Below are 19,673 nucleotides of genomic sequence, written 5' to 3'. Positions count from 1 at the left end.
AGGTTGGGGGAGGAGGAAATCAGGCGTCGAGATTGTGCAGGCGCTGGCGGTTGCGCAGCACGATCTGGCGGGCGCCGGAGAAACCGAGAATGCCCTGAGCGTGAAGCTGCGACAGCGCGCGCGACACGGTCTCGAGCGTGAGGCCGAGATAGTCGCCGATGTCGCGGCGGCACATCGGCAGCGCCATCATGCCGGCGACGGCGAGGCGGCGGTCCATTTCAAGCAGGAAGGTGGCGACGCGCTCCATCGCGGTCTTGCGTCCCAGCAGTAGCATGTGGTCTTCGGCGTGGCGCAGCTCCGAGGCGGTCATGGTCCAGAGCTTGCGGGCGACCTGGACGTCGGTGCCGGCAGCCTTCTCGAGGCTCGCGCGCTTCACCAGACGCACCGTGGTGTCGATGATGGCCTCGGCGGCGAGCCGATGGCTGGCGCCGGATTCCAGACCGAACACATCGCCGGGAAGATGAAAGGCGCCGATCTGACGGCGGCCATCGGAGAGAAGCTTGTAGCTGCGCACCGCGCCGGAGACGACCTGGTAGACGTATTCGGCCGGCTCGTCCTCGCCGTAGATCTCCTCTTCCTTGCGGTAGGAAAATTCGGTGGCGACAAGGCCGACATGGCGGGTGATCGCGCGGAACTGGTCGGAAACGGGATGGGCGGCCGGCGCAACCTTGCTGCGGGTGATTGGGGTGCTGATCGCCGGGGCGTTGAGCGACTGGGTGAGCATCTGAGCCATCTCCGCTGTGATGAACCCATTGCTACCCGCGATGGAGCGTCGCGAAAATTCGAACGATACCTTAGGGAGGTTTCCTTACGTAGAATTCCGTAGGTCGGTTCCACGCCTGTCCTGAATGGCCCGGCGAATGCGTTTGACCAGGCTCTCATCGAGAAGCGGCTTCAAAATCACGTCTGTCACCCCGGCTGCCGCGGCTCGCGCCGAGATGTTCTCGTCCGGATAGCCGGTGATCAGGATCACCGGCGTGTCGCCGCCCGATTTCCGCAAGTAGCCAGCAAGCTCGATGCCGTTGATGCCGGGCATCTTGTAGTCGATGACATAGCAATCAGCGCCCGTGGTGCCGGCCGCATTGAGCAGCGCGGTGCCGTTCCGGAAGGTCCGCACGGCAAAGCCGTCGGTTTCCAGCAGAAACTGCAGCGATCCCAAAACGGCAGCATCGTCGTCGACCACAAACACCGTGGGTTTTGCGGCGGACGAGAGCCGCTCATGCGAGCCAACCTCGATCATGCTGTTTGGCTAACACGGCGGTGGGCGCGGATATTGACCTGCCTCAATCCCTGATCAGGCCGGCGCGCATGGCGAGCCGCACCAGCTCCGACAGGCTGTTGGCCTGCATCTTGGTCATCACATTGGCCCGGTACACCTCGATCGTGCGCGGGCTGATGTCATATTCGCGGGCGATCAGCTTGTTGGAGAGGCCCGCGATCAGTCCCTCCATGACCTGGCGCTCGCGCGGGCTCAAGGAGGCGACGCGAGCGGCGATGTCCTGCGCGATCACCTCGTTCTTGGCCGCCGGCTCCGCCTGGCGGATCGCCGATTCGATCATGGTGGTGAGGCGGTCGTCCTCGAACGGCTTTTCCAGGAAGTCGACTGCACCGAGCTTCATGGCCTCGACCGCAAGCGGCACGTCGCCGTGACCGGTCATGATCAGGATCGGAAACGGGCATTGCCGTGCCTTCATCCGCTTCAACAGCTCGATGCCGTCTATTCCGGGCATGCGCACGTCGGAGACGACGCAGCCGAAGGCGAGGCCGGGCAGGGCGTCAAGAAAGACTTGCGCGCTGTCGAACAGCGTGACGCCGAAGCCGGTGGAATCCAGCAGGAAGTTCAGCGAGTCCCGCATCGCCTCGTCGTCGTCGATAACGTACACCATTCCCTTGGTCGTCATGGATCAGGCCCCGTCGGCTGCCGGCAAGGTGAAGCGGAACGTCGCGCCGTGCGATGCATTGCTCTCGGCCCACATGCGGCCGCCGTGAGCCTCGATGATCGAGCGGCTGATCGACAGTCCCACGCCCATGCCGCTCTCTTTTGTCGTGAAGAAGGTCTGGAACAGGTTTGGAACGACGTCGTCCTGGAAGCCGGAGCCGGTGTCCGACACCTCCACCTCGATCATGTCGTCGGCGATGTGCCTGTTGATGACGACGAGCTCGCGGCGCGACGATTGGGCCATCGCTTCCAGCGCGTTGCGGAACAGGTTGACCAGCACCTGCTGGATCTGCACCCGGTCGGCAAGCACGAGATCGGCATTTGGATCGAGGGTGAAGCGGAGCTGCACGTTCTGCTCACGCGCGCCGGCGAGCCCGAGCGCGCCGGCTTCCTCGATCAACTTAGACAGGCTCTCGACCCGCTTCTCGGATTCGCCGCGCGAGACGAAGTCGCGCAGGCGCCGGATGATCTGGCCGGCGCGCAGCGCCTGCTCGGCGGCGCGGTCCAGCGCACTCTCGATCTTCGGCGTGTTCGGATCGTTGCTGCCTGCAAGCAGGCGCCGCGAGCCCTTCATGTAGTTGCTGATCGCGGCCAGCGGCTGGTTGAGCTCGTGTGCCAGCGCGGACGCCATCTCGCCCATGGCGGTCAGCCGCGAGACGTGGACCAGCTCGGATTGCAGCTCCTGGAGCCGCGCCTGGGTCTGCTGGTGCTCGGTGAGATCGCGAACGAAGCCGGTGAAATGGGGCTCGCCGCCGGACTGCATCTCGCCGACCGACAGATGCATCGGGAAAGTGGTGCCGTCGCGGCGCATGCCGGTCACGATGCGGCCGATGCCGACGATGTGCGGATCGTGCGTGGTGCGGTAGCGGGCGATGTAGCTGTCATGACGCGTGCGGTCCGGCTCCGGCATCAGGATGCTGACGTTCTGACCGATGGCCTCGTGCGCGGACCATCCGAACAGGCGCTCGGCGGCGGTGCTGAAGAGCTGCATGATGCCGCGGCCGTCGATGACGATCATGGCATCGGGAACGGTCTCGAGGATCGAGCGGAGGTGGGTCTCGCGGGTGCGGAGCGCCTCCTCGACCTGCTTCTCCTGGTCGATGTCAAACAAGATGCCGTTGAGATGGCGGGCGGCGCCGGCCTCGTCCCGAATGAGACCCGCCCTGGCACGGATCCAGTGTCCGCGGCCGGAGGCATGGGCGACCCTGAACGATACGTCAAAACCGCCGCCCTCGTCGGACACGCGTCTGATCGCGCTCTCGACGCGCTCGCGGTCGTCGGGCGCGAGGCGTAACAGGAACAGCTCAAAGCTCGCCGCCTGATCTCGTCCGATGCCGAGCAGTGCCCTGGCGGTGTCCGACCACTCCAGATCGCGCGTCCTGAGGTCGAGATCCCAGGTGCCGACGCCGAACCCCTCGATCCGGACCCGGAAATGCTCGCCGCGATCGTCGTCTTGCGGATGCGTTACGCGGGTCGGCGACAAATAGCTGCTCCAATCCTTCCGATGGCCGGCCCGGGTGCCGCCACATCGCGGCAATTTCGCCCATGGCCGCGCCGGAGGCAAGTTCGGAGGTCTGATTCCATTGGCCGATTTCACGCTGCGCGGCGCCGGGCAATTTGATCTATCTCATCCTGCCGAAGGTGCGGCGGCCTAAGCTCTCTGGAAGCTCATTGCACCGGAGATCCCTGATGACATACGCGACCGTCATGGTCAGCCTCGCGCTCGATCAGCCCAATGATGCGCGTCTTCAGGTCGCAGGCGAACTCGCCGAACGGTTCGAGTCGGCGATCGTCGGTGTCGGGGCGGCGCGGTTCCCGCCACCGCTCTATTTCACCGATGGCGCCGCGGCTCAGGACGTGATCGATCAGGGCCGCGCGTCGGTCAGGCAGCGCCTCGCCAAGCTCGAGGTGCAATTCCGTGCCGCGACCAGAAACCGCGGCGGGCACGTGGAGTGGCGCAGCGCCATGGATTTTCCGGCTCGGTTCGTCCTTGCGCAGGCGCGTTGCGCTGACATCATCGTCAGTGGCGGACAGAGCCCGGCCTTCTCCGATGCCTTCGCGCTCGCGAGCCCCAGGGACCTGGTGATGCAGGCCGGCCGCCCGATTCTCGTCGTGCCCGACAAGGTCAATTGGCTTGATCTGCGCAGCGTGCTCGTGGCGTGGAAGGACTCGGCGGAAGCCCGGCGGACACTCGCCGACGCACTGCCGATGCTGCGCAAGGCCAGAGATGTCGCCGTCGTCGAGATTCCAGAGCGCGACAACGACCGTTCGGCCGCGATGGCGCGCGTTACGGATGTCAGCGCCTGGCTTGCCCGGCACGGCGTCACGGCCACTGCGCGCGTCTGCGAACCAGCCAGGAACCAAAGCACGGGCGACCAATTGGGAAGTATTGCCGACGACATCGGGGCCGGCCTGATCGTCGCGGGCGCCTACGGTCATTCGCGGTTCAGCGAACTGATCCTCGGCGGTGTCACCGAGTACCTGGTCACGCAATCCGCCCGCTGCGTGCTGCTGTCGCACTGAGACATGACGAATCGATGAGGACGCGCCATGTACAAATTCCTTGAGGCCACCGTCGACGGCTACATGACGCGCAACGTCAGGACGGTCAAGCGCGAGCTCGATATGCTCGCGCTCAGCGAGATGTTCGAGCGCGACGATTTCAACGGCTATCCGGTCGAGGATGACGGGCAGGTCGTCGGCATCGTCACCAAGTTCGACATCCTGAAGTGCTTCGCCTTCACGCCGAGCCAGATGTTGCCGCGCTATCTCGACCTGATGAGCCGCAAGGTCGGCGACGTCATGACGCCGGAGTTCATCTACGTCAGCCGCGAAACAAGGCTGACCCGAGTCCTCCAGATCATGGTCGAGCACCGGATCAGGAGCATCATCGTGCTCGACGGCGCCCAGAAGCTGGTCGGCATCATCGCCCGCGAGGACGTGATCGCGGCGCTCAAGGCGACAGCGCGCGACTGACGAGATGCTACTTCCCCTTTTCCCCTAGTGGGAGAAGGTGGCGCCAAGCGCCGGATGAGGGGTCTCTCTCCTCAGAGGGACTTTTTTCTGGGGACCCAAGCCCCTCACCCCAACGAGTCTGCGGCACCGTCCTCGTTGCCCTCTCACAAGGGGAGAGGGCCCTCCAATTGGCAGCCGCCTGGCCCGACCAGAAATCACCCCTCTTGATTTCAATCAATTCGCCGCGAGGACAAATGTGGTTTCTGGCTCGCGTGTTCTTTCAGAGAGAATCCGCGATGAGCCAGCCCTCCACGTTGAAATCCATGACCATCGGCGAAAGCGGCCTGGCGGCAGTGTTCGCGGTCACCGCTTTTCTCTGCGTGATCGCTTCGGCCAAGGCCCTCGATGCGCCGTTCGCTTTCCATGCCGGACTCAGCGCGGCCGCGAGCCTCGTCGCGGTCTTCGTTATCATCAACCGCTACTTCGAGCGTCCGGCGGCGCTGCCGCCGGCAGAGATCAACGGCCGTCCCAACTACAACATGGGCCCGATCAAGTTCTCCGCCGTCATGGCGATGTTCTGGGGCATCGCCGGATTCCTCGTCGGCCTCCTCATCGCCTCCCAACTCGCCTGGCCCTGGCTGAATTTTGATCTGCCCTGGACGAGCTTCGGCCGCTTGAGGCCGCTGCACACCTCGGTGGTGATCTTCGCCTTCGGCGGAAATGTGCTGATCGCAACATCCTTTTACGTGGTGCAGAAATCGTGCCGCGCGCGTCTCGCCGGCGATCTCGCGCCCTGGTTCGTCGTGGTCGGCTACAACTTCTTCATCCTGATCGCCGGCACCGGCTATCTGCTCGGCGTCACCCAGTCCAAGGAATATGCCGAGCCGGAATGGTACGCCGATCTCTGGCTGACCATCGTCTGGGTGACCTATCTGCTCGTTTTCCTCGTGACGATCGTCAAGCGCAAGGAACCACACATCTTCGTCGCGAACTGGTTCTATCTCGCCTTCATCGTGACGATCGCGGTCCTGCATCTCGGCAACAATCCCGCGCTTCCCGTCTCGGTGTTCGGCTCGAAGTCCTATATCGCGTGGGGCGGCATCCAGGACGCCATGTTCCAGTGGTGGTACGGCCATAACGCGGTCGGCTTCTTCCTGACTGCGGGCTTCCTCGCCATCATGTACTACTTCATCCCCAAGCGCGCCGAGCGGCCGGTTTATTCGTACAGGCTTTCGATCATCCATTTCTGGGCGCTGATCTTCCTCTACATCTGGGCCGGTCCCCACCATCTGCACTACACGGCGCTGCCGGACTGGACGCAGACGCTGGGCATGACCTTCTCGGTGATGCTGTGGATGCCTTCCTGGGGCGGCATGATCAACGGCCTGATGACGCTGTCGGGCGCCTGGGACAAGCTGCGAACCGACCCTGTGCTGCGCATGCTCGTTGTCTCCGTCGCCTTCTACGGCATGTCGACCTTCGAAGGCCCGATGATGTCGATCAAGGTCGTCAACTCGCTCAGCCACTACACTGACTGGACCATCGGCCACGTGCATTCCGGCGCGCTCGGCTGGGTCGGCTTCGTCTCTTTCGGCGCGCTGTACTGCCTGGTGCCGTGGGCCTGGAATCGCAAGGCGCTGTACAGCCTGAAGCTGGTCAACTGGCACTTCTGGATCGCCACCCTCGGCATCGTCCTCTACATCTCGGCGATGTGGGTGTCCGGCATCCTCCAGGGCCTGATGTGGCGCGCCTACACCTCGCTCGGCTTCCTCGAGTACTCCTTCATCGAGACCGTCGAGGCGATGCATCCGTTCTACATCATCCGCGCGGCCGGCGGCGCGCTGTTCCTGATCGGCTCGCTGATCATGGCCTTCAATCTGTGGATGACGGTCCGCGTGGGCGAGGCGGAAGTGCAGATGCCCGTCGCTCTTCAGCCGGCGGAATGAGGAGCTCGACCATGTCGTTCTGGACACGCCATCAAATCTTCGAAAAGAACTCGATTATCCTGATCGTCGGCATTCTCGTCGTGATCGCGATCGGCGGCCTCGTGGAGATCACGCCGCTGTTCTACCTCAAGAGCACGATCGAGGTGGTTGACGGGGTCAGGCCCTACACGCCGCTCGAGCTCGCTGGCCGCAACATCTACGTCCGCGAAGGCTGCTATCTCTGTCATTCTCAGATGATCCGAGCCCTGCGTGACGAGGTCGAGCGCTACGGCCACTTCTCGCTCGCCGCCGAGAGCATGTTCGACCACCCGTTTCAGTGGGGTTCGAAGCGCACCGGTCCGGATCTCGCCCGCGTCGGCGCCAAATATTCCGACGACTGGCACGTCACCCATCTGACCAATCCGCGCGCGATCGTGCCGCAGTCGGTGATGCCGGGCTATCCGTTCCTCAGCCAGACGGAGGTCGATCCGGATTCGATCGCGGATCACATGCGCACGCTGAGGACCGTCGGCGTTCCCTATACCGACGACCAGATCGCCAGCGCTGCGGCGGACCTCAAGGCCCAGGCCGATCCCGACAACGCCGGCACCGATGCTTTCGGCAAGCGGTACGCCAAGGCCGCGGTACGCAACTTCGATGGCAAACCCGGCACGCCGACCGAAATGGACGCGCTGATCGCCTATCTGCAGATGCTCGGCACACTGGTCGACTTCAAGCTCTACAACGAGAAAGCCAATCTCCGCTGAAAAGGCATCACCGATGAAAGCGATTTTGACAGTCCACAACCTTGCGTCCGAACTCGTGACGACGATCTGGACGCCGGCCTTCGTCGCGATCTTTCTCGCGATCATCACCTACGCATTCTGGCCTCGCAACAAGGCCGTCTTCGACGAAGCGGCGCGGCTGCCGTTGCGGGAGGAGTGAGAGATCATGACCGATCACAGCGACATCGATTCCGTCTCCGGCAAGTCAACGACCGGACATGAATGGGACGGCATCAGGGAGCTCAATACGCCGCTGCCGCGCTGGTGGGTGATCAGCTTCTACCTCACCATCGTCTGGGCGATCGGCTACTGGATCGTCTATCCCGCCTGGCCGCTGATCCAAGGCAATACGACGGGACTGTTCGGCTACTCGTCCCGCGCGAACGTCGCGGTCGAATTCGCCAACCTCGAGAAGATCCGGGGTGACAAGATGGCGGCGCTGGGCGCGGCTTCGCTTGCCGACATTGAGAAGGATCCGGCACTGCTGGCGCTCGCCCGTGCCAAGGGCAAGACCGTGTTCGGCGACAATTGCGCACCGTGCCACGGCAGCGGCGCGGCCGGAGCAAAGGGATACCCGAACCTGAACGACGACGACTGGCTGTGGGGCGGCACACTCGACCAGATCATGCAGACCATCCAGTATGGCGCGCGCTCGGGACATGCCAAGACGCATGAAGGCCAGATGCTGGCGTTCGGCAAGGACGGCGTGCTGAAGCCGGACGAGATCGTCACGGTCGCCAACTACGTACGGTCGCTGTCTGGCCTCTCGACCGGCAAGGGCTATGATGCCGTGAAGGGCGAGAAGATCTTCGCCGAGAATTGCGTCGCCTGCCACGGCGACGGCGGCAAGGGCAATCAGGAACTCGGCGCACCGAACCTGACCGACAAGATCTGGCTCTATGGCGCCGACGAGCCGACCCTGATCGAGACCATCAGCCAGGGACGCGCCGGCGTCATGCCGGCCTGGGAAGGCCGGCTCGATCCCGCCACCATCAAGGCGATGGCGGTCTATGTCCACTCGCTGGGCGGCGGAAAATAGCGGACCGGCGGCTGGCGGGGGTGAAGAAAAGCGCCCCCGTTTTGCGCTGAATCAATTGACGCGCCGGCCCCCGGTCTAGGTTCGATCGCACCTCCTAAGAAGCTTTCAGCGATGAACAAGACCGTGAACCCGAACGAGCTCACATCGGACGACGATTACGGGCCGCTCTACGCCGCCCGCAAGAAGGTCTATCCCCAGAGCGTCTCCGGCACCTTCCGCCGGATCAAATGGGGCCTGATGGCGTTCTGCCTCGGCGTCTACTACTTCCTGCCCTTCGTGCGCTGGAATCGCGGCTTGGGTGCACCGAGCCAGGCGGTCCTGATCGATCTTCCCAACAGCCGCTTCTATTTCTTCTTCATCGAGCTGTGGCCGCAGGAGGTCTACTACTTCACCGGCCTGTTGATCGTCGCCGCGGTGGCGCTGTTCCTGATGAATTCCATCGGTGGCCGCATCTGGTGCGGCTATCTCTGCCCGCAGACGGTCTGGACCGACCTGTTCTACGCCGTCGAGCGGTTCGTCGAAGGCGACCGGCGCGAGCGCATGAGGAAGGATAAGTCATCCGGTGCGCTGACGCTCAAGCGCGGCTCCGAGATCGCGCTCAAGCATTCGATCTGGCTCCTGATCGCCTGGTGGACCGGCGGCGCCTGGGTGCTCTATTTCAACGATGCGCCGACGCTGGTGAAGGAGCTCCTGACCTTCCAGGCGCCGATGATCGCCTACATCTGGATCGGCATTCTCACCGCGACGACCTATGTGCTGGCCGGCCACATGCGCGAGCAGGTCTGCACCTACATGTGCCCGTGGCCGCGCATCCAGGCGGCGCTCACCGACGAATGGGCGCTCAACGTCACCTATCGCTACGACCGCGGCGAGAAGCGCACCTCGGTCAAGAAGGCCGCGGAGCTGCGCGCGATCGGCGAGCATGTCGGCGACTGCGTCGATTGCTATCAATGCGTCGCGGTCTGCCCGACCGGCATCGACATCCGCAACGGACCGCAGCTCGAATGCATCCAGTGTGGGCTCTGCATCGACGCCTGCGACAACGTGATGACGAAGATCGGCCGGCCCACGCGCCTGATCGGCTACGACAACGACATCAACATCCAGCGCCGCCAGAACGGCAAGGCGCCGATCTACCGTATCGTCCGGCCCCGCACTATCATCTACAGCGCGATGATCGCGGCCGTCGGCGGCATCATGCTCTATACGCTGGCAACGCGCAGCCTGCTCGACGTCAACGTGCTGCACGACCGCAATCCGATCGCGGTCAAGCTCAGCGACGGCTCGATCCGCAATGCCTATACGGTCCGGCTCTTGAACAAGAGCGGCTACGACCGCGTCGTCGCGATCGACGCGGACGGTCCGGCCAATCCCACGGTCCACGTCGTCGGCGTTGATTCGGTGACGCCGGATCGGCCGATGATCGTGATCCCGCGCGACTCGACCAGCGAGCTGCGGCTGCTCGTCACCGCCCCAGCCGAGAGCAATCCGGAGAAGTCGATCCCCGTGCACTTCCATGTCACCGATATCGGGCTCGGCGAGGCCGCCTCTGCGACAGACAATTTCGTCTCGCCTTAAGACCAGGAGACTGCCATGGCATCCAAGCCGCTGACCGGAATCAAGGTCTTCCTGATGCTGGTCGCCTTCTTCGGCGTCGTGATCGGGGTCAACGTGACCATGATGAAGCTCGCGATCGCGACGCTGCCCGGCACCGACGTCGACAGCCCCTATGCGGCGGGGCTCACCTATGAGCGGGAGATCTCGGCGGCGCAGGACCAGGCCGCGCGCAAATGGCAGGTCGATGCCCATATCGAGCGCCGCACCGATGGCGGCGCCGTGCTCCAGGTCGAGGCACGCGATGCGGCAGGCCGACCGATGAGCGGATTGAAATTCGGCGGCCGTCTGGAGCGGCCGACCGACAAGCGGGCCGACCTCGCGGTCGAGCTCGCCGAGGCCGGCATCGGCATCTATCGCGGCACCGCCGCTTCCGTCGCGCCGGGCCAGTGGGATCTGGTGATCGAGGGCGAGGCGCGGGGGACACGCGTCTTCCTGTCGCGCAACCGCGTGATCCTGAACTGAGAGGGACGCGCCATGCAGGTGACGCGGGATTTCTCGCATTACGTCCGGGCCGCGGGCCAGGGACTCCAGCACATCGATCTCGCGGTCGAAGGCGTCCACTGCGCCGGATGCATGGCCAAGATCGAACGCGGCCTCGCCGCCATTCCCGACGTCACGCTGGCGCGGGTGAACCTCACCGACCGCCGCGTCGCGCTGGAATGGAAGCAGGGCACGCTCGATCCGGCCCGCTTCATCGATCGCCTCGAGGAGCTTGGTTACAAGGCCTACCCGTACGAGACCGAGAGTGCGGAGGCGACCGAGGTTGCGGAATCGCGCTTCCTGCTGCGCTGCCTTGGCGTGGCCGCCTTCGCCACCATGAACGTGATGATGCTGTCGGTTCCCGTGTGGTCCGGCAACGTCTCGGACATGCTGCCCGAGCAGCGCGACTTCTTCCACTGGCTGTCGGCGCTGATCGCCCTGCCGGCGGCGGCCTATGCCGGTCAACCGTTCTTCCGCTCGGCCTGGCGCGCGCTGTCGGCGAAGACGACCAACATGGACGTGCCGATCTCGATCGGCGTGATCCTCGCGCTCGGCATGTCCATCGTCGAAACCGTCCATCACGCCGAGCACGCCTATTTCGATGCGGCGATCATGCTGCTCACCTTCCTCCTGGTCGGCCGCTTCCTCGACCAGAACATGCGACGGCGGACGCGCGCGGTCGCCGGCAATCTCGCCGCGCTGAAGGCGGAGACGGCGGCGAAGTTCATCGGGACCGACGAGATCTCGCAGGTGCCGGTGGCGGCGATCCGTCCCGGCGACATCGTGCTGCTGCGGCCGGGTGAGCGCTGCGCGGTCGACGGCACCGTGATCGAGGGGCGCTCCGAGATCGACCAGAGCCTGATCACCGGCGAGACGCTCTATGTCACGGCGGAGCAGGGCACCCCGGTCTATGCCGGATCGATGAACATCTCCGGCACGCTGCGGGTACGGGTTTCGGCCGCGTCCGAAGCGACGCTGCTCGCGGAGATCGCGCGTCTGCTCGACAACGCGCTGCAGGCGCGCTCGCGCTACATGCGACTTGCCGACCGTGCCTCGCGGCTTTACGCACCGGTGGTGCATGCAGCCGCGCTCCTCACCATCATCGGTTGGGTTTTCGCCGGCGCGAGCTGGCACGATGCGATCGTCACCGGTGTCGCCGTGCTGATCATCACCTGCCCCTGCGCGCTGGGGCTCGCGATCCCGACCGTGCAGACGGTGGCCTCGGGCGCGATGTTCAAATCCGGCGTGCTGCTCAACTCGGGCGACGCCATCGAGCGCATGGCCGAAGCCGACCATGTCATCTTCGACAAGACCGGGACGCTGACGCTGCCCGATCTCGAGGTGGCGAATGCGGCCGATATTCCTGCTGACATCTTCGAGCTTGCGGGCCGGCTCGCGCTATCGAGCCATCATCCGGTGGCGGCCGCGGTCGCACGGGCTTCCGGCGCCAAGTCGCCCATCATCGGCGCGGTCGAGGAGGCCGGGCAGGGCGTGCGCGCGACGCTTGACGGCGTCGAGCTTCGCCTCGGCCGTCCGTCATTCTGCGGCGCCGAGACGCTGATCGGGGCCGGCGACACTCTCGAAGCCGAGGCGTCCGTGGTGGCGTTCCGCAAGGGCAGCGAAAAGTTCATCCTGTCGGTGCGGCAAGGCCTGCGTCCCGATGCGCGAGGCGTGATCGCGGCGCTGAAGGCGCGAAATGTCGGCATCGAGATCCTCTCCGGCGACCGCGAGCCGGCGGTAAGGGCGGCGGCCGACGCGCTCGGCATCGCCGAGTGGCGCGCTGGCCTCACGCCGGCCGACAAGATCGCGCGGATCGAGGAGTTGAAACGGCGTGGCCAAAAGGTGCTGATGGTCGGCGACGGCATGAACGATGCGCCCTCGCTTGCGGCGGCCCATGTCTCGATGTCGCCGATCTCCGCTGCGCATCTCAGCCAGTCGACGGCCGATCTCATCTTCCTCGGCAAGCCGCTGGCGCCGGTGGTTGCCGCGGTCGACTTCTCGCGCAAGGCGCTGCATTTGATGCGCGAAAACCTCTGGCTTGCGATCGGCTACAACGTCCTGTCGGTGCCGATCGCGATCAGCGGCGTCGTGACGCCCCTCATCGCGGCCGCCGCCATGAGCGGCTCGTCGATCCTCGTCATGTTGAATTCGCTGCGGGCCCGCAGCGTCTCGCAGGAGAGAGTGTGATGGAAATCCTCGTCATCCTGGTCCCGCTGGCGCTGGCGCTCGGGCTTGCAGGCCTCGCCGCCTTTCTCTGGTCGCTCCGCAGCGGCCAGTACGACGACCTCGAGGGCGCCGCCTGGCGTGCGATCGCCGACGACGATCCGCCGCAGGAGGCGCAAGCCAAGCGCTAGCGGTCGCTCTTCAGCGCAAACGTCAGGAGCGCCGCAATCGCGAGCGCGGCTCCAATACCAGCCACACAGGCGGGCCATCCCAAGGAATCGAACAGCCGGCCGAGCACGGCGGTGCCGGCGAGGCCGCCGCAGAAATAGCAGGCGAGATAGGTTCCGCTGGCAACGCCGCGGTTTTCGGCGGCCGCCTGTCCGACGAAGCCGGTCGCGGCCGCCTGGGCAAAGAAGGTGCCGGCACCAACCAGCACCATGCCCGCGAGGACGGCGGCAAGATGCGCGGTCAGCATCAACGGCAGGCCGATCGCGGCAACGCCAAGCGCAGCCCAGATGGTCGGGCGCGTTCCGATCCGCGCCGCAGCGCCGCCGGCGAATAGGGTCGTGACGACCGATGGCAGGAAAACCAGATACACCAGACCGAGGTCCATCATGCCCAGCGACAGTGGCGGTCGCACCAGCACGAAATTGACGAACGTGAAGGTACCGATGAAGGCGAACAGGATACAGAAGCCGAGCCCGTAAGCCGCGCGCAGCCGCGGATTGCGCCAGTGAGCCGATACGGCCCTGAGCGGGGAGGCCGTCAGCGTCATGGCTTGCATCGGCTCGACGCGCGCGATGGTGAAATAAACCAGCACCGCTCCCGCGAGGTTGAGCGCAGCGAAGACGTAGAAGTTCCAGGCGAGGCCGAGGGTGTCGGCGAGTGCGGCCGACATCAGCCGGCCGACCAGATTGCTCGCGACATTGCCGGTGATGTAGGCGGCGAATGCGCCGCCGGCGTCCATGGCGCTGCACTGCTCGCCGAGATAGGCGAGCGTCAGCGCGAAAGCGGAGGCCATGCAGAGGCCCTGGACGACGCGCAAACCGGTGAAAACGGCGAGATTGGGCGCCCACGCGAGCAGGCTGGTGGGAACGGCAAGCATGGTCAGGCTCAAGAGGATGCCGAGCCGTCGATCGATGCGCGGGCTGAAGAAGCCGACCACGAGGCTGGCGATCGCCATGCCGAAGGTGCTTGCATTGACGGCAAAGCCCATCGCGGCCGGCGTCACGCCGTAGTGCCGCGTCAGCGAAGGAAGGATCGCCTGCGTGGCGAACAGGTCGACCACGGTGAGGAATGCGGTGAGACCGATCACGAGAGAGCGAAGTGCAACGTTTGGCGAGTGGACGTGCATCTCGATGGCGGCGGGCTTTATGCGCGCGGAAAGATCAGTCATGGAACGGCTCCTGTGCAGGGCAGGCGCCATTCCGGGTTCGGCGCTTCGAGCCGCCCCGGAATGACGCGGGCGGGCGATTGCACCCGTCACATGTTGTGGTCATGCGGGTCCCTGCGGACGTCGCCCACATAGAGGATGACGGTCTCCTTGCCGAGATTCTTCCACCAGTGCGAGGTGCCGTAGACCTCGGGACGGAGATCGCCGGCCTTGTGCACGATCGGATCGATGCAGTTGGAGGCGTATTCGACGATCTCGCCTTGCTGGACGAAGATCAGGGCGGGGCGGTCGTCATGGCTGTGCCAGGGCACGATGCCGCCGGGCTCGATCGTCAGTTTGCGGAAGCGCAACTCGCGATCCCTGATATTGGCGGGCTGCTTCGCCAGGTCGATCGCGCCGAGGGTCACGTCGGTGACGCCGACGGGCTTATGGTCGACCATCTGGCGTGCATTCGGCTTGATCTTGTCGGCCGGGCATTCGCCGGCGAGCGCTGCTTGCGCCGAGACCACGAGTGCGCCGGCGATGGCAAGGCCTGTCCAGACCGCGCGCGACGCTGTCAGATGCGTGAACATGGATAAACTCCTTTGTTGCTCGCCGGGGTTCATCGACCGCCGGCAATGGCATCAGCTTCGCCGAAGCCGCGCCTCTCCTGAAATGCCGTCTTGCTCTCGCTGCGATAGCTCCGCGCTATGTCGATAGGCGGCGGCTATCGAACCGATCCGGAAACGGCATTTCCGCTTGCGCGGCGTCCGGCGTTCGATGGCAGGGCGCCCGATTGGCGGGCGTTCACGTCAATCCGGAGGAGCATCCATGACGAAGCTGTCCAAGACCCTGATCGCCACCGCCGCGTTCGCGGTCATCGCCACCTCGGCCTTCTCGGAGGCCGCCTGGGATTTCAAGGCCGGAATGGCCTACGTCTATGGCGGGCCCGGCAAGATGTCGGCAATGGCCATGGCCTCGACCGAGAAGAACCACGGCGCGATGATGAAGAATGCGAAGAAAGTGCCTGAAAACACCGTCTTCTTCATGGACGATGGCGCGCTGTATTACACGCCAGGGCGGCTCGATCCGACCGGCAATTTCTACGTGAACTGAAGCGGCCTTCGCGCGACGGCCGCCCCTTGCGGGCGGCCGGACCACGAAACTAGTATTCGCCCCAAGAACGCCGGAGCGGAAGATGACGTCTCTCTCACCAGCCAATGCCGAGCGGCTCAGGCTTGCCCTCCAGCGCTGCCGCGAGATGGAGGGCACGCTGAACGAACAGCTCCGCGCCTATGCCGACGCAAGCCGCGAGGTGTTCCCGGCCTATGGCCAAGCAGTCGATCGCCTGGTCGCGAGATTGAACGGGAACGGTGGCGGCGAGACCGCGCCGCGGCCGGGCGATGCCATGCCGCCATTCGTGCTGCCCGACGAGAGTGGCCATCTCGTCACATTGCCCGCGCTGCTGGCGAACGGTCCGGTCGCGGTGATGTTCTTTCGCGGCCATTGGTGCCCTTATTGCCGGCTCAATGTTGGCGCGGTGACTCAGGCACAGGACCGCATCAAGGCAATGGGAGCGCAGATCGTCGCGATCATGCCGGAGACACAGGAGTTCACCGGAAGGTTCAAGACCGAGTCCGGAGCGCCGTTTCCGGTACTGACCGATCTGGACAACGGCTATGCGCTCTCGCTCAATCTCGCGATCTGGCTCGGTGCCGAGATTCAAGAGCTGTTGTCCTATCAGGACATGGCGAAGTTTCACGGCAACGATGGCTGGATGCTGCCGATCCCGGCCGTGTTCGTCGTCGGCCGCGACGGCACCGTGAAAGCCCGCTTCGTCGATCCCGATTTCCGCAGGCGCATGGAGATCGACGATCTGCTTGCGGCGTTGGAGAGCGCGAGCCGGGAGGACTAAGTTTCACGTGAAGCGGGCTGCTCTTCCTTCTCCCCTTGTGGGAGAAGGTGGCGCGAAGCGCCGGATGAGGGGTTTGCTTCCATGAATACAAGCTGAGAGGGTGACTTGCGGAGAGAGACCCCTCACCCGGCTTCGCTTCGCGAAGCCACCCTCTCCCACAAGGAGAGAGGGTGCAGTGAGCATTGCTTCTGCACTACCCCGCAATCTCCCGCCAATCCGCGCCACGCAGCAGGCGCATGACGGCGTTGGCCACCGCCGTGCGCTGGCGGCCGGCGACGCCATACAGGCTTACGGTGCGGCGGGCGTCCAGTCCTGCGACTGCGGTCCGCTTTAGGGTCTGCGGCACGGACGAGGTATGCGGCATCATCGCAATGCCGATATCGGCTTCCACCAGCTCGATCAGATCGTGCTCGCTCGCAATCTCGTGGCCATGGTCGACGTCGATCCCGTGCTCGCGGAGGCTAGCCGAGATGCGCCGGGATTGCTCGCAGAAGGTCCGGCCGAGCAATTGCTCCGAGCGCAGGTCGTCGAGCTCGATCGTGCTGCGATCGGCCAGTCGATGCTCTCTGTTGACGACGAGCTCGAATGTCTCGGTGAACAACGGCCAGACATCGAGCCGCTCCCAGGCCTCGTCGATATCGGCGGCGATGCCGAGCTCGGCTTCGCCCTTCTTCAGGAAATCGGCGACCTCGCGGCTCGAGCCGCGCAGGAAGCGGAGTTCGAGCCGGTTGAATTGCCGCTTGATCTGCTTGAGATGGGGAATGAGCAAAGCGAGATCGACCGAATGCGTCAACGCGATGCGCAGCGCGCCGATCTCCCCGCTCTTGAACGAGGAGGCGAGCGAGCGTGCGCCGACGGCCGCATCGTAGCACTGCTTCAGGAGCGGATGCATACGCTGGCCGAGCTCAGTCAATTGAGCCGCCGGCCGTTCGCGGCGGAACAGGTCGCCGCCGAGCTCGGCCTCGAGCTGCTTGATCGCACGCGTCAGCGAAGGCTGCGTCACGTTGCACTCTTCAGCGGCGCGCGTGAAATTCAATAGCTGCGCCACCGCGAGGAAATAGCGGACCTGGTGCATCTCCATGGATCGGCTCCCAGCAAGACCGGCCCGAAATCTAGCCGATCGGGGTGGGGAATGACACCCTGACGGCAATAGCGTCCGCGCATGGTTTCGGAAGCCAATGGGCATTTGCGCAGCGCCCGTTCGTCCCGCACAAGGGAGAGCGTAACAATCGCGCTAGGTCGACGTAGTCTAAGCGACGTCGAGCTTGACGGGAGGTGGCACATGCAGAGCACCATTCAACGCATCAGGTCAGGGGACCTGCCGGGCCAGGTCGTCCTGGTGCTCCAGGGCGGCGGCGCGCTCGGCTCCTACCAGGCCGGCGTCTACCAGGCGCTGCACGAGGCCGGCATCGAGCCGGACTGGATCATCGGCACCTCCATCGGGGCGATCAACGCCAGTCTGATCGCCGGCAATGAGCCGCAGGACCGGCTGCCGCGGCTGAAAGAGTTCTGGAAGCGGGTGGAGCAGAATCCGGTCTGGAATCCGCGTATCGCGTTCCCGGGCTTCAACGAGAAATTGGCCTATTGGTCGACGATTACGAGCGGCATTCCAGGTTTCTTCCGGCCCAATCCGTTGGCGCATGCCGGAGATTCATATCCACTTGGGGCGGATCACGCCGGATTCTATTCGACCGCTCCGCTGGAAAAGACGTTGCTCGATCTCGTCGACTTCAATCTGGTCAATCGCTGCGTGCCGCGCCTCACGGTCGGTGCGGCTCACGTCCGGACCAGCCGGATGCGGTACTTCGACAGTCGCGACGGCGATCTGACGGTGAAGCATGTCATGGCCTCGGGAGCGCTGCCGCCGGCCTTCCCTGCGGTGCGCATCGACGGCGAGCTCTATTGGGACGGCGGCATTCTGTCGAACACGCCGACCGAGGCCGTCTTCGACGACAACCCGCGCAAGGACTCGCTGATCTTCGCCGTCCATCTGTGGAATCCCGTCGGCGCCGAGCCGACGACGATGGCGGAGGTGCTGAACCGGCACAAGGACGTGCAGTATTCCAGCCGGATCGCGAGCCAGATCGTCCGCCAACAGCAGGCTCATCGTCTGCGTCACGTCATCAACCAGCTCGCGGCGCGATTGCCCGAGAGCGAGCGCAGCGATCCGGCCGTGCGCGAGCTGATGAGCTATGGCTGTCCGACACGCATGCACGTGGTGCGCCTGCTGGCGCCGCAACTCGATCGCGAGACCCACACCAAGGACATCGACTTCAGCCCGTCAGGCATCATGCGGCGCTGGGATGCCGGCTATGCTCACACCAGCACGGTGCTTGCGCGCGCGCCGTGGATCGGGGAGTTCGATCCGCTGTCCGGCGTGGTGCTGCACGAGCACATCGAGGAGATGCCGATGGCGGCGGAGTGACACCGGATCACACGTCGCTTCACGCAATGACGACTTCGCGGGACCGCAAGGCTAGGCTATTGTCGGTGCATCCGCGTCGAGGGGCTTGCAATTGGTCGCCGAGAAAGATCTGGAGGCTGCGCTCAATCTCGTCCGGGCTGACGCCGCGGGATCGAATGCGGGCGTTTTCGGCCCGGCCTCGGTGACGTGGCGGCTCGATCGGGAAGCCGTGATTTTTCTCGGCGCGGGCCGCGCGCTGCTGCTTCAACTTGCGCATCCCTGGGTCGCTGCCGCGATCGCCGAGCACTCGCGGACGCTTGCCGATCCGATCGGTCGCTTCCATCGCACGTTCGACATCATGTTCGCCATGGTGTTCGGCTCGCTCGACAGGGCGCTTCTGTCGGCCCGGCAGCTCCATCGGCGCCATACCATGATCGTTGGACACATGCCTGAGGCGGTCGGTCCGTTCGCGGCCGGCTCGAGCTACTGCGCCAACGACGTTGCGGCGCTGCGCTGGGTCCACGCGACCTTGGTCGAGACCGCGCTCATGGCACATGACCTGGTTCTGCCGCCATTCTCGGCGGAGGAGCGCGAGCGTTACTGGAGCGAGAGCAGGATGTACGGCGCCTTGTTTGGGCTCACGCCGGACGACCTTCCGGCGGACTGGTCAGCCTTTGCAGCCTACAACGAGGCGATGGCGCAATCGGACACGCTCACCGTCAGCGCCGCGGCGCGCGAGGTCGCCACGCAGATTCTTGGCGGTGCGCGTCCGTGGTTGCGGCCACCGCGATGGTATCGCGCCGTGACTGCGAGCATGCTGCCGGAGCGGCTGCGCGCGGGCTTCGGCCTTGCGCTTGACGAGCCGGACGTCAGGACCGCCGACCGTGCGCTGACGTGGATACGACGCGTCTATCCGAGATTGCCCGACCGGCTGCGTTATGTCGGCCCCTATCAGGAAGCGCAGGCGCGGTTGAATGGCAAGACCGAGCCCGATTGGATGACGCGCTGTCTGAATCGGGCGTGGATCGGACGGCCGCAAATGGATGACCGCGGCAGGTAGAGGCTCGGGAAGATGCTCG

At 64.8% G+C, this 19,673-nt stretch carries 21 protein-coding genes; 14 read left to right on the top strand and 7 right to left on the bottom strand.

Features of this window, described 5'->3' with window-relative positions:
• Window positions 1-19: 19 nt before the first annotated feature.
• The 4 genes from MTX21_RS13140 to fixL all read right to left on the bottom strand — a co-directional run bounded on the left by MTX21_RS13140 (window position 20) and on the right by fixL (window position 3,422).
• Entirely contained in the window at window positions 20-724 is a 705-nt protein-coding gene (locus MTX21_RS13140; protein ID WP_280965231.1) for a helix-turn-helix domain-containing protein, read from the bottom strand.
• A gap of 84 nt (window positions 725-808) precedes the next feature.
• Window positions 809-1,240 carry a response regulator gene (locus tag MTX21_RS13135; protein ID WP_280965230.1) on the bottom strand — a complete coding sequence of 144 codons (432 nt, stop codon included), beginning with the start codon at window positions 1,238-1,240 and terminating at the stop codon, window positions 809-811.
• Window positions 1,241-1,283: 43 nt separating this feature from the next.
• Window positions 1,284-1,901: a response regulator FixJ gene (gene fixJ / locus MTX21_RS13130; RefSeq protein ID WP_280965229.1), complete on the bottom strand. Its 618-nt coding sequence runs from the start codon at window positions 1,899-1,901 to the stop codon at window positions 1,284-1,286.
• Window positions 1,902-1,904: 3 nt separating this feature from the next.
• Window positions 1,905-3,422, bottom strand: a complete 1,518-nt coding sequence (gene fixL, locus MTX21_RS13125; protein WP_280965228.1) for a sensor protein FixL — start codon at window positions 3,420-3,422, stop codon at window positions 1,905-1,907.
• Between the two features lie 206 nt (window positions 3,423-3,628).
• Between fixL and MTX21_RS13120 the strand changes: the two genes are divergently transcribed.
• The 10 genes from MTX21_RS13120 to ccoS all read left to right on the top strand — a co-directional run bounded on the left by MTX21_RS13120 (window position 3,629) and on the right by ccoS (window position 13,094).
• Window positions 3,629-4,462, top strand: a complete 834-nt coding sequence (locus MTX21_RS13120) for a universal stress protein (protein WP_280965227.1) — start codon at window positions 3,629-3,631, stop codon at window positions 4,460-4,462.
• Window positions 4,463-4,489: 27 nt separating this feature from the next.
• On the top strand, window positions 4,490-4,915 hold the full coding sequence (locus MTX21_RS13115; protein ID WP_280965226.1) for a CBS domain-containing protein: 426 nt from the start codon (window positions 4,490-4,492) through the stop codon (window positions 4,913-4,915).
• 275 nt (window positions 4,916-5,190) lie between these two features.
• Window positions 5,191-6,840: a cytochrome-c oxidase, cbb3-type subunit I gene (gene ccoN, locus MTX21_RS13110; RefSeq protein ID WP_280965225.1), complete on the top strand. Its 1,650-nt coding sequence runs from the start codon at window positions 5,191-5,193 to the stop codon at window positions 6,838-6,840.
• Between the two features lie 11 nt (window positions 6,841-6,851).
• The gene (gene ccoO / locus MTX21_RS13105) at window positions 6,852-7,586 is read left to right on the top strand and encodes a cytochrome-c oxidase, cbb3-type subunit II (RefSeq protein WP_280965224.1); all 735 of its coding nucleotides are present in this window, start codon (window positions 6,852-6,854) and stop codon (window positions 7,584-7,586) included.
• Window positions 7,587-7,599: 13 nt separating this feature from the next.
• A complete protein-coding gene (locus MTX21_RS13100) occupies window positions 7,600-7,764 on the top strand; it encodes a cbb3-type cytochrome c oxidase subunit 3 (protein ID WP_280965223.1) in 165 nt (54 codons plus the stop codon).
• Window positions 7,765-7,770: 6 nt separating this feature from the next.
• Window positions 7,771-8,643, top strand: coding sequence for a cytochrome-c oxidase, cbb3-type subunit III (gene ccoP, locus MTX21_RS13095; protein ID WP_280965222.1), 873 nt, complete (start codon window positions 7,771-7,773; stop codon window positions 8,641-8,643).
• Between the two features lie 111 nt (window positions 8,644-8,754).
• Window positions 8,755-10,221 (top strand): cytochrome c oxidase accessory protein CcoG, encoded by a 1,467-nt coding sequence (ccoG, locus tag MTX21_RS13090; RefSeq protein WP_280965221.1) that lies wholly within the window; start codon window positions 8,755-8,757, stop codon window positions 10,219-10,221.
• A 15-nt stretch (window positions 10,222-10,236) separates the two neighbouring features.
• Window positions 10,237-10,722 (top strand): FixH family protein, encoded by a 486-nt coding sequence (locus MTX21_RS13085; protein ID WP_280965220.1) that lies wholly within the window; start codon window positions 10,237-10,239, stop codon window positions 10,720-10,722.
• Window positions 10,723-10,734: 12 nt separating this feature from the next.
• The gene (locus MTX21_RS13080) at window positions 10,735-12,927 is read left to right on the top strand and encodes a cation-translocating P-type ATPase (RefSeq protein WP_280965219.1); all 2,193 of its coding nucleotides are present in this window, start codon (window positions 10,735-10,737) and stop codon (window positions 12,925-12,927) included.
• Window positions 12,927-13,094 carry a cbb3-type cytochrome oxidase assembly protein CcoS gene (gene ccoS / locus MTX21_RS13075; RefSeq protein ID WP_280965218.1) on the top strand — a complete coding sequence of 56 codons (168 nt, stop codon included), beginning with the start codon at window positions 12,927-12,929 and terminating at the stop codon, window positions 13,092-13,094. Before MTX21_RS13080 ends, ccoS begins: the two co-directional genes overlap by 1 nt.
• On the opposite strand, the gene MTX21_RS13070 is transcribed toward ccoS, so the two are convergent.
• Together MTX21_RS13070 and MTX21_RS13065 are read right to left on the bottom strand one after the other, a co-directional pair.
• Window positions 13,091-14,299 (bottom strand): MFS transporter, encoded by a 1,209-nt coding sequence (locus MTX21_RS13070; protein ID WP_280965217.1) that lies wholly within the window; start codon window positions 14,297-14,299, stop codon window positions 13,091-13,093. The genes ccoS and MTX21_RS13070 overlap by 4 nt on opposite strands.
• Window positions 14,300-14,385: 86 nt before the next feature.
• Window positions 14,386-14,868, bottom strand: a complete 483-nt coding sequence (locus MTX21_RS13065; RefSeq protein WP_280965216.1) for a cupin domain-containing protein — start codon at window positions 14,866-14,868, stop codon at window positions 14,386-14,388.
• Between the two features lie 238 nt (window positions 14,869-15,106).
• Between MTX21_RS13065 and MTX21_RS13060 the strand changes: the two genes are divergently transcribed.
• Together MTX21_RS13060 and MTX21_RS13055 are read left to right on the top strand one after the other, a co-directional pair.
• A complete protein-coding gene (locus tag MTX21_RS13060; RefSeq protein WP_280965215.1) occupies window positions 15,107-15,391 on the top strand; it encodes a hypothetical protein in 285 nt (94 codons plus the stop codon).
• An 82-nt stretch (window positions 15,392-15,473) separates the two neighbouring features.
• A complete protein-coding gene (locus MTX21_RS13055) occupies window positions 15,474-16,190 on the top strand; it encodes a peroxiredoxin-like family protein (RefSeq protein WP_280965214.1) in 717 nt (238 codons plus the stop codon).
• Between the two features lie 193 nt (window positions 16,191-16,383).
• On the opposite strand, the gene MTX21_RS13050 is transcribed toward MTX21_RS13055, so the two are convergent.
• Window positions 16,384-17,271, bottom strand: a complete 888-nt coding sequence (locus tag MTX21_RS13050; RefSeq protein WP_280965213.1) for a LysR family transcriptional regulator — start codon at window positions 17,269-17,271, stop codon at window positions 16,384-16,386.
• 201 nt (window positions 17,272-17,472) lie between these two features.
• Here MTX21_RS13050 and MTX21_RS13045 point away from each other — a divergent pair, with 201 nt between their 5' ends.
• Entirely contained in the window at window positions 17,473-18,615 is a 1,143-nt protein-coding gene (locus tag MTX21_RS13045) for a patatin-like phospholipase family protein (protein ID WP_280965212.1), read from the top strand.
• 91 nt (window positions 18,616-18,706) lie between these two features.
• A complete protein-coding gene (locus tag MTX21_RS13040; protein ID WP_280965211.1) occupies window positions 18,707-19,654 on the top strand; it encodes an oxygenase MpaB family protein in 948 nt (315 codons plus the stop codon).
• Window positions 19,655-19,673 lie beyond the last annotated feature (19 nt).

Source organism: Bradyrhizobium sp. ISRA430 (genome assembly GCF_029909975.1).
GTDB lineage: Bacteria > Pseudomonadota > Alphaproteobacteria > Rhizobiales > Xanthobacteraceae > Bradyrhizobium.
The sequence above is the reverse complement of the archived record's forward strand: the minus strand, read 5'-3'. Positions and strand labels throughout refer to the sequence as shown.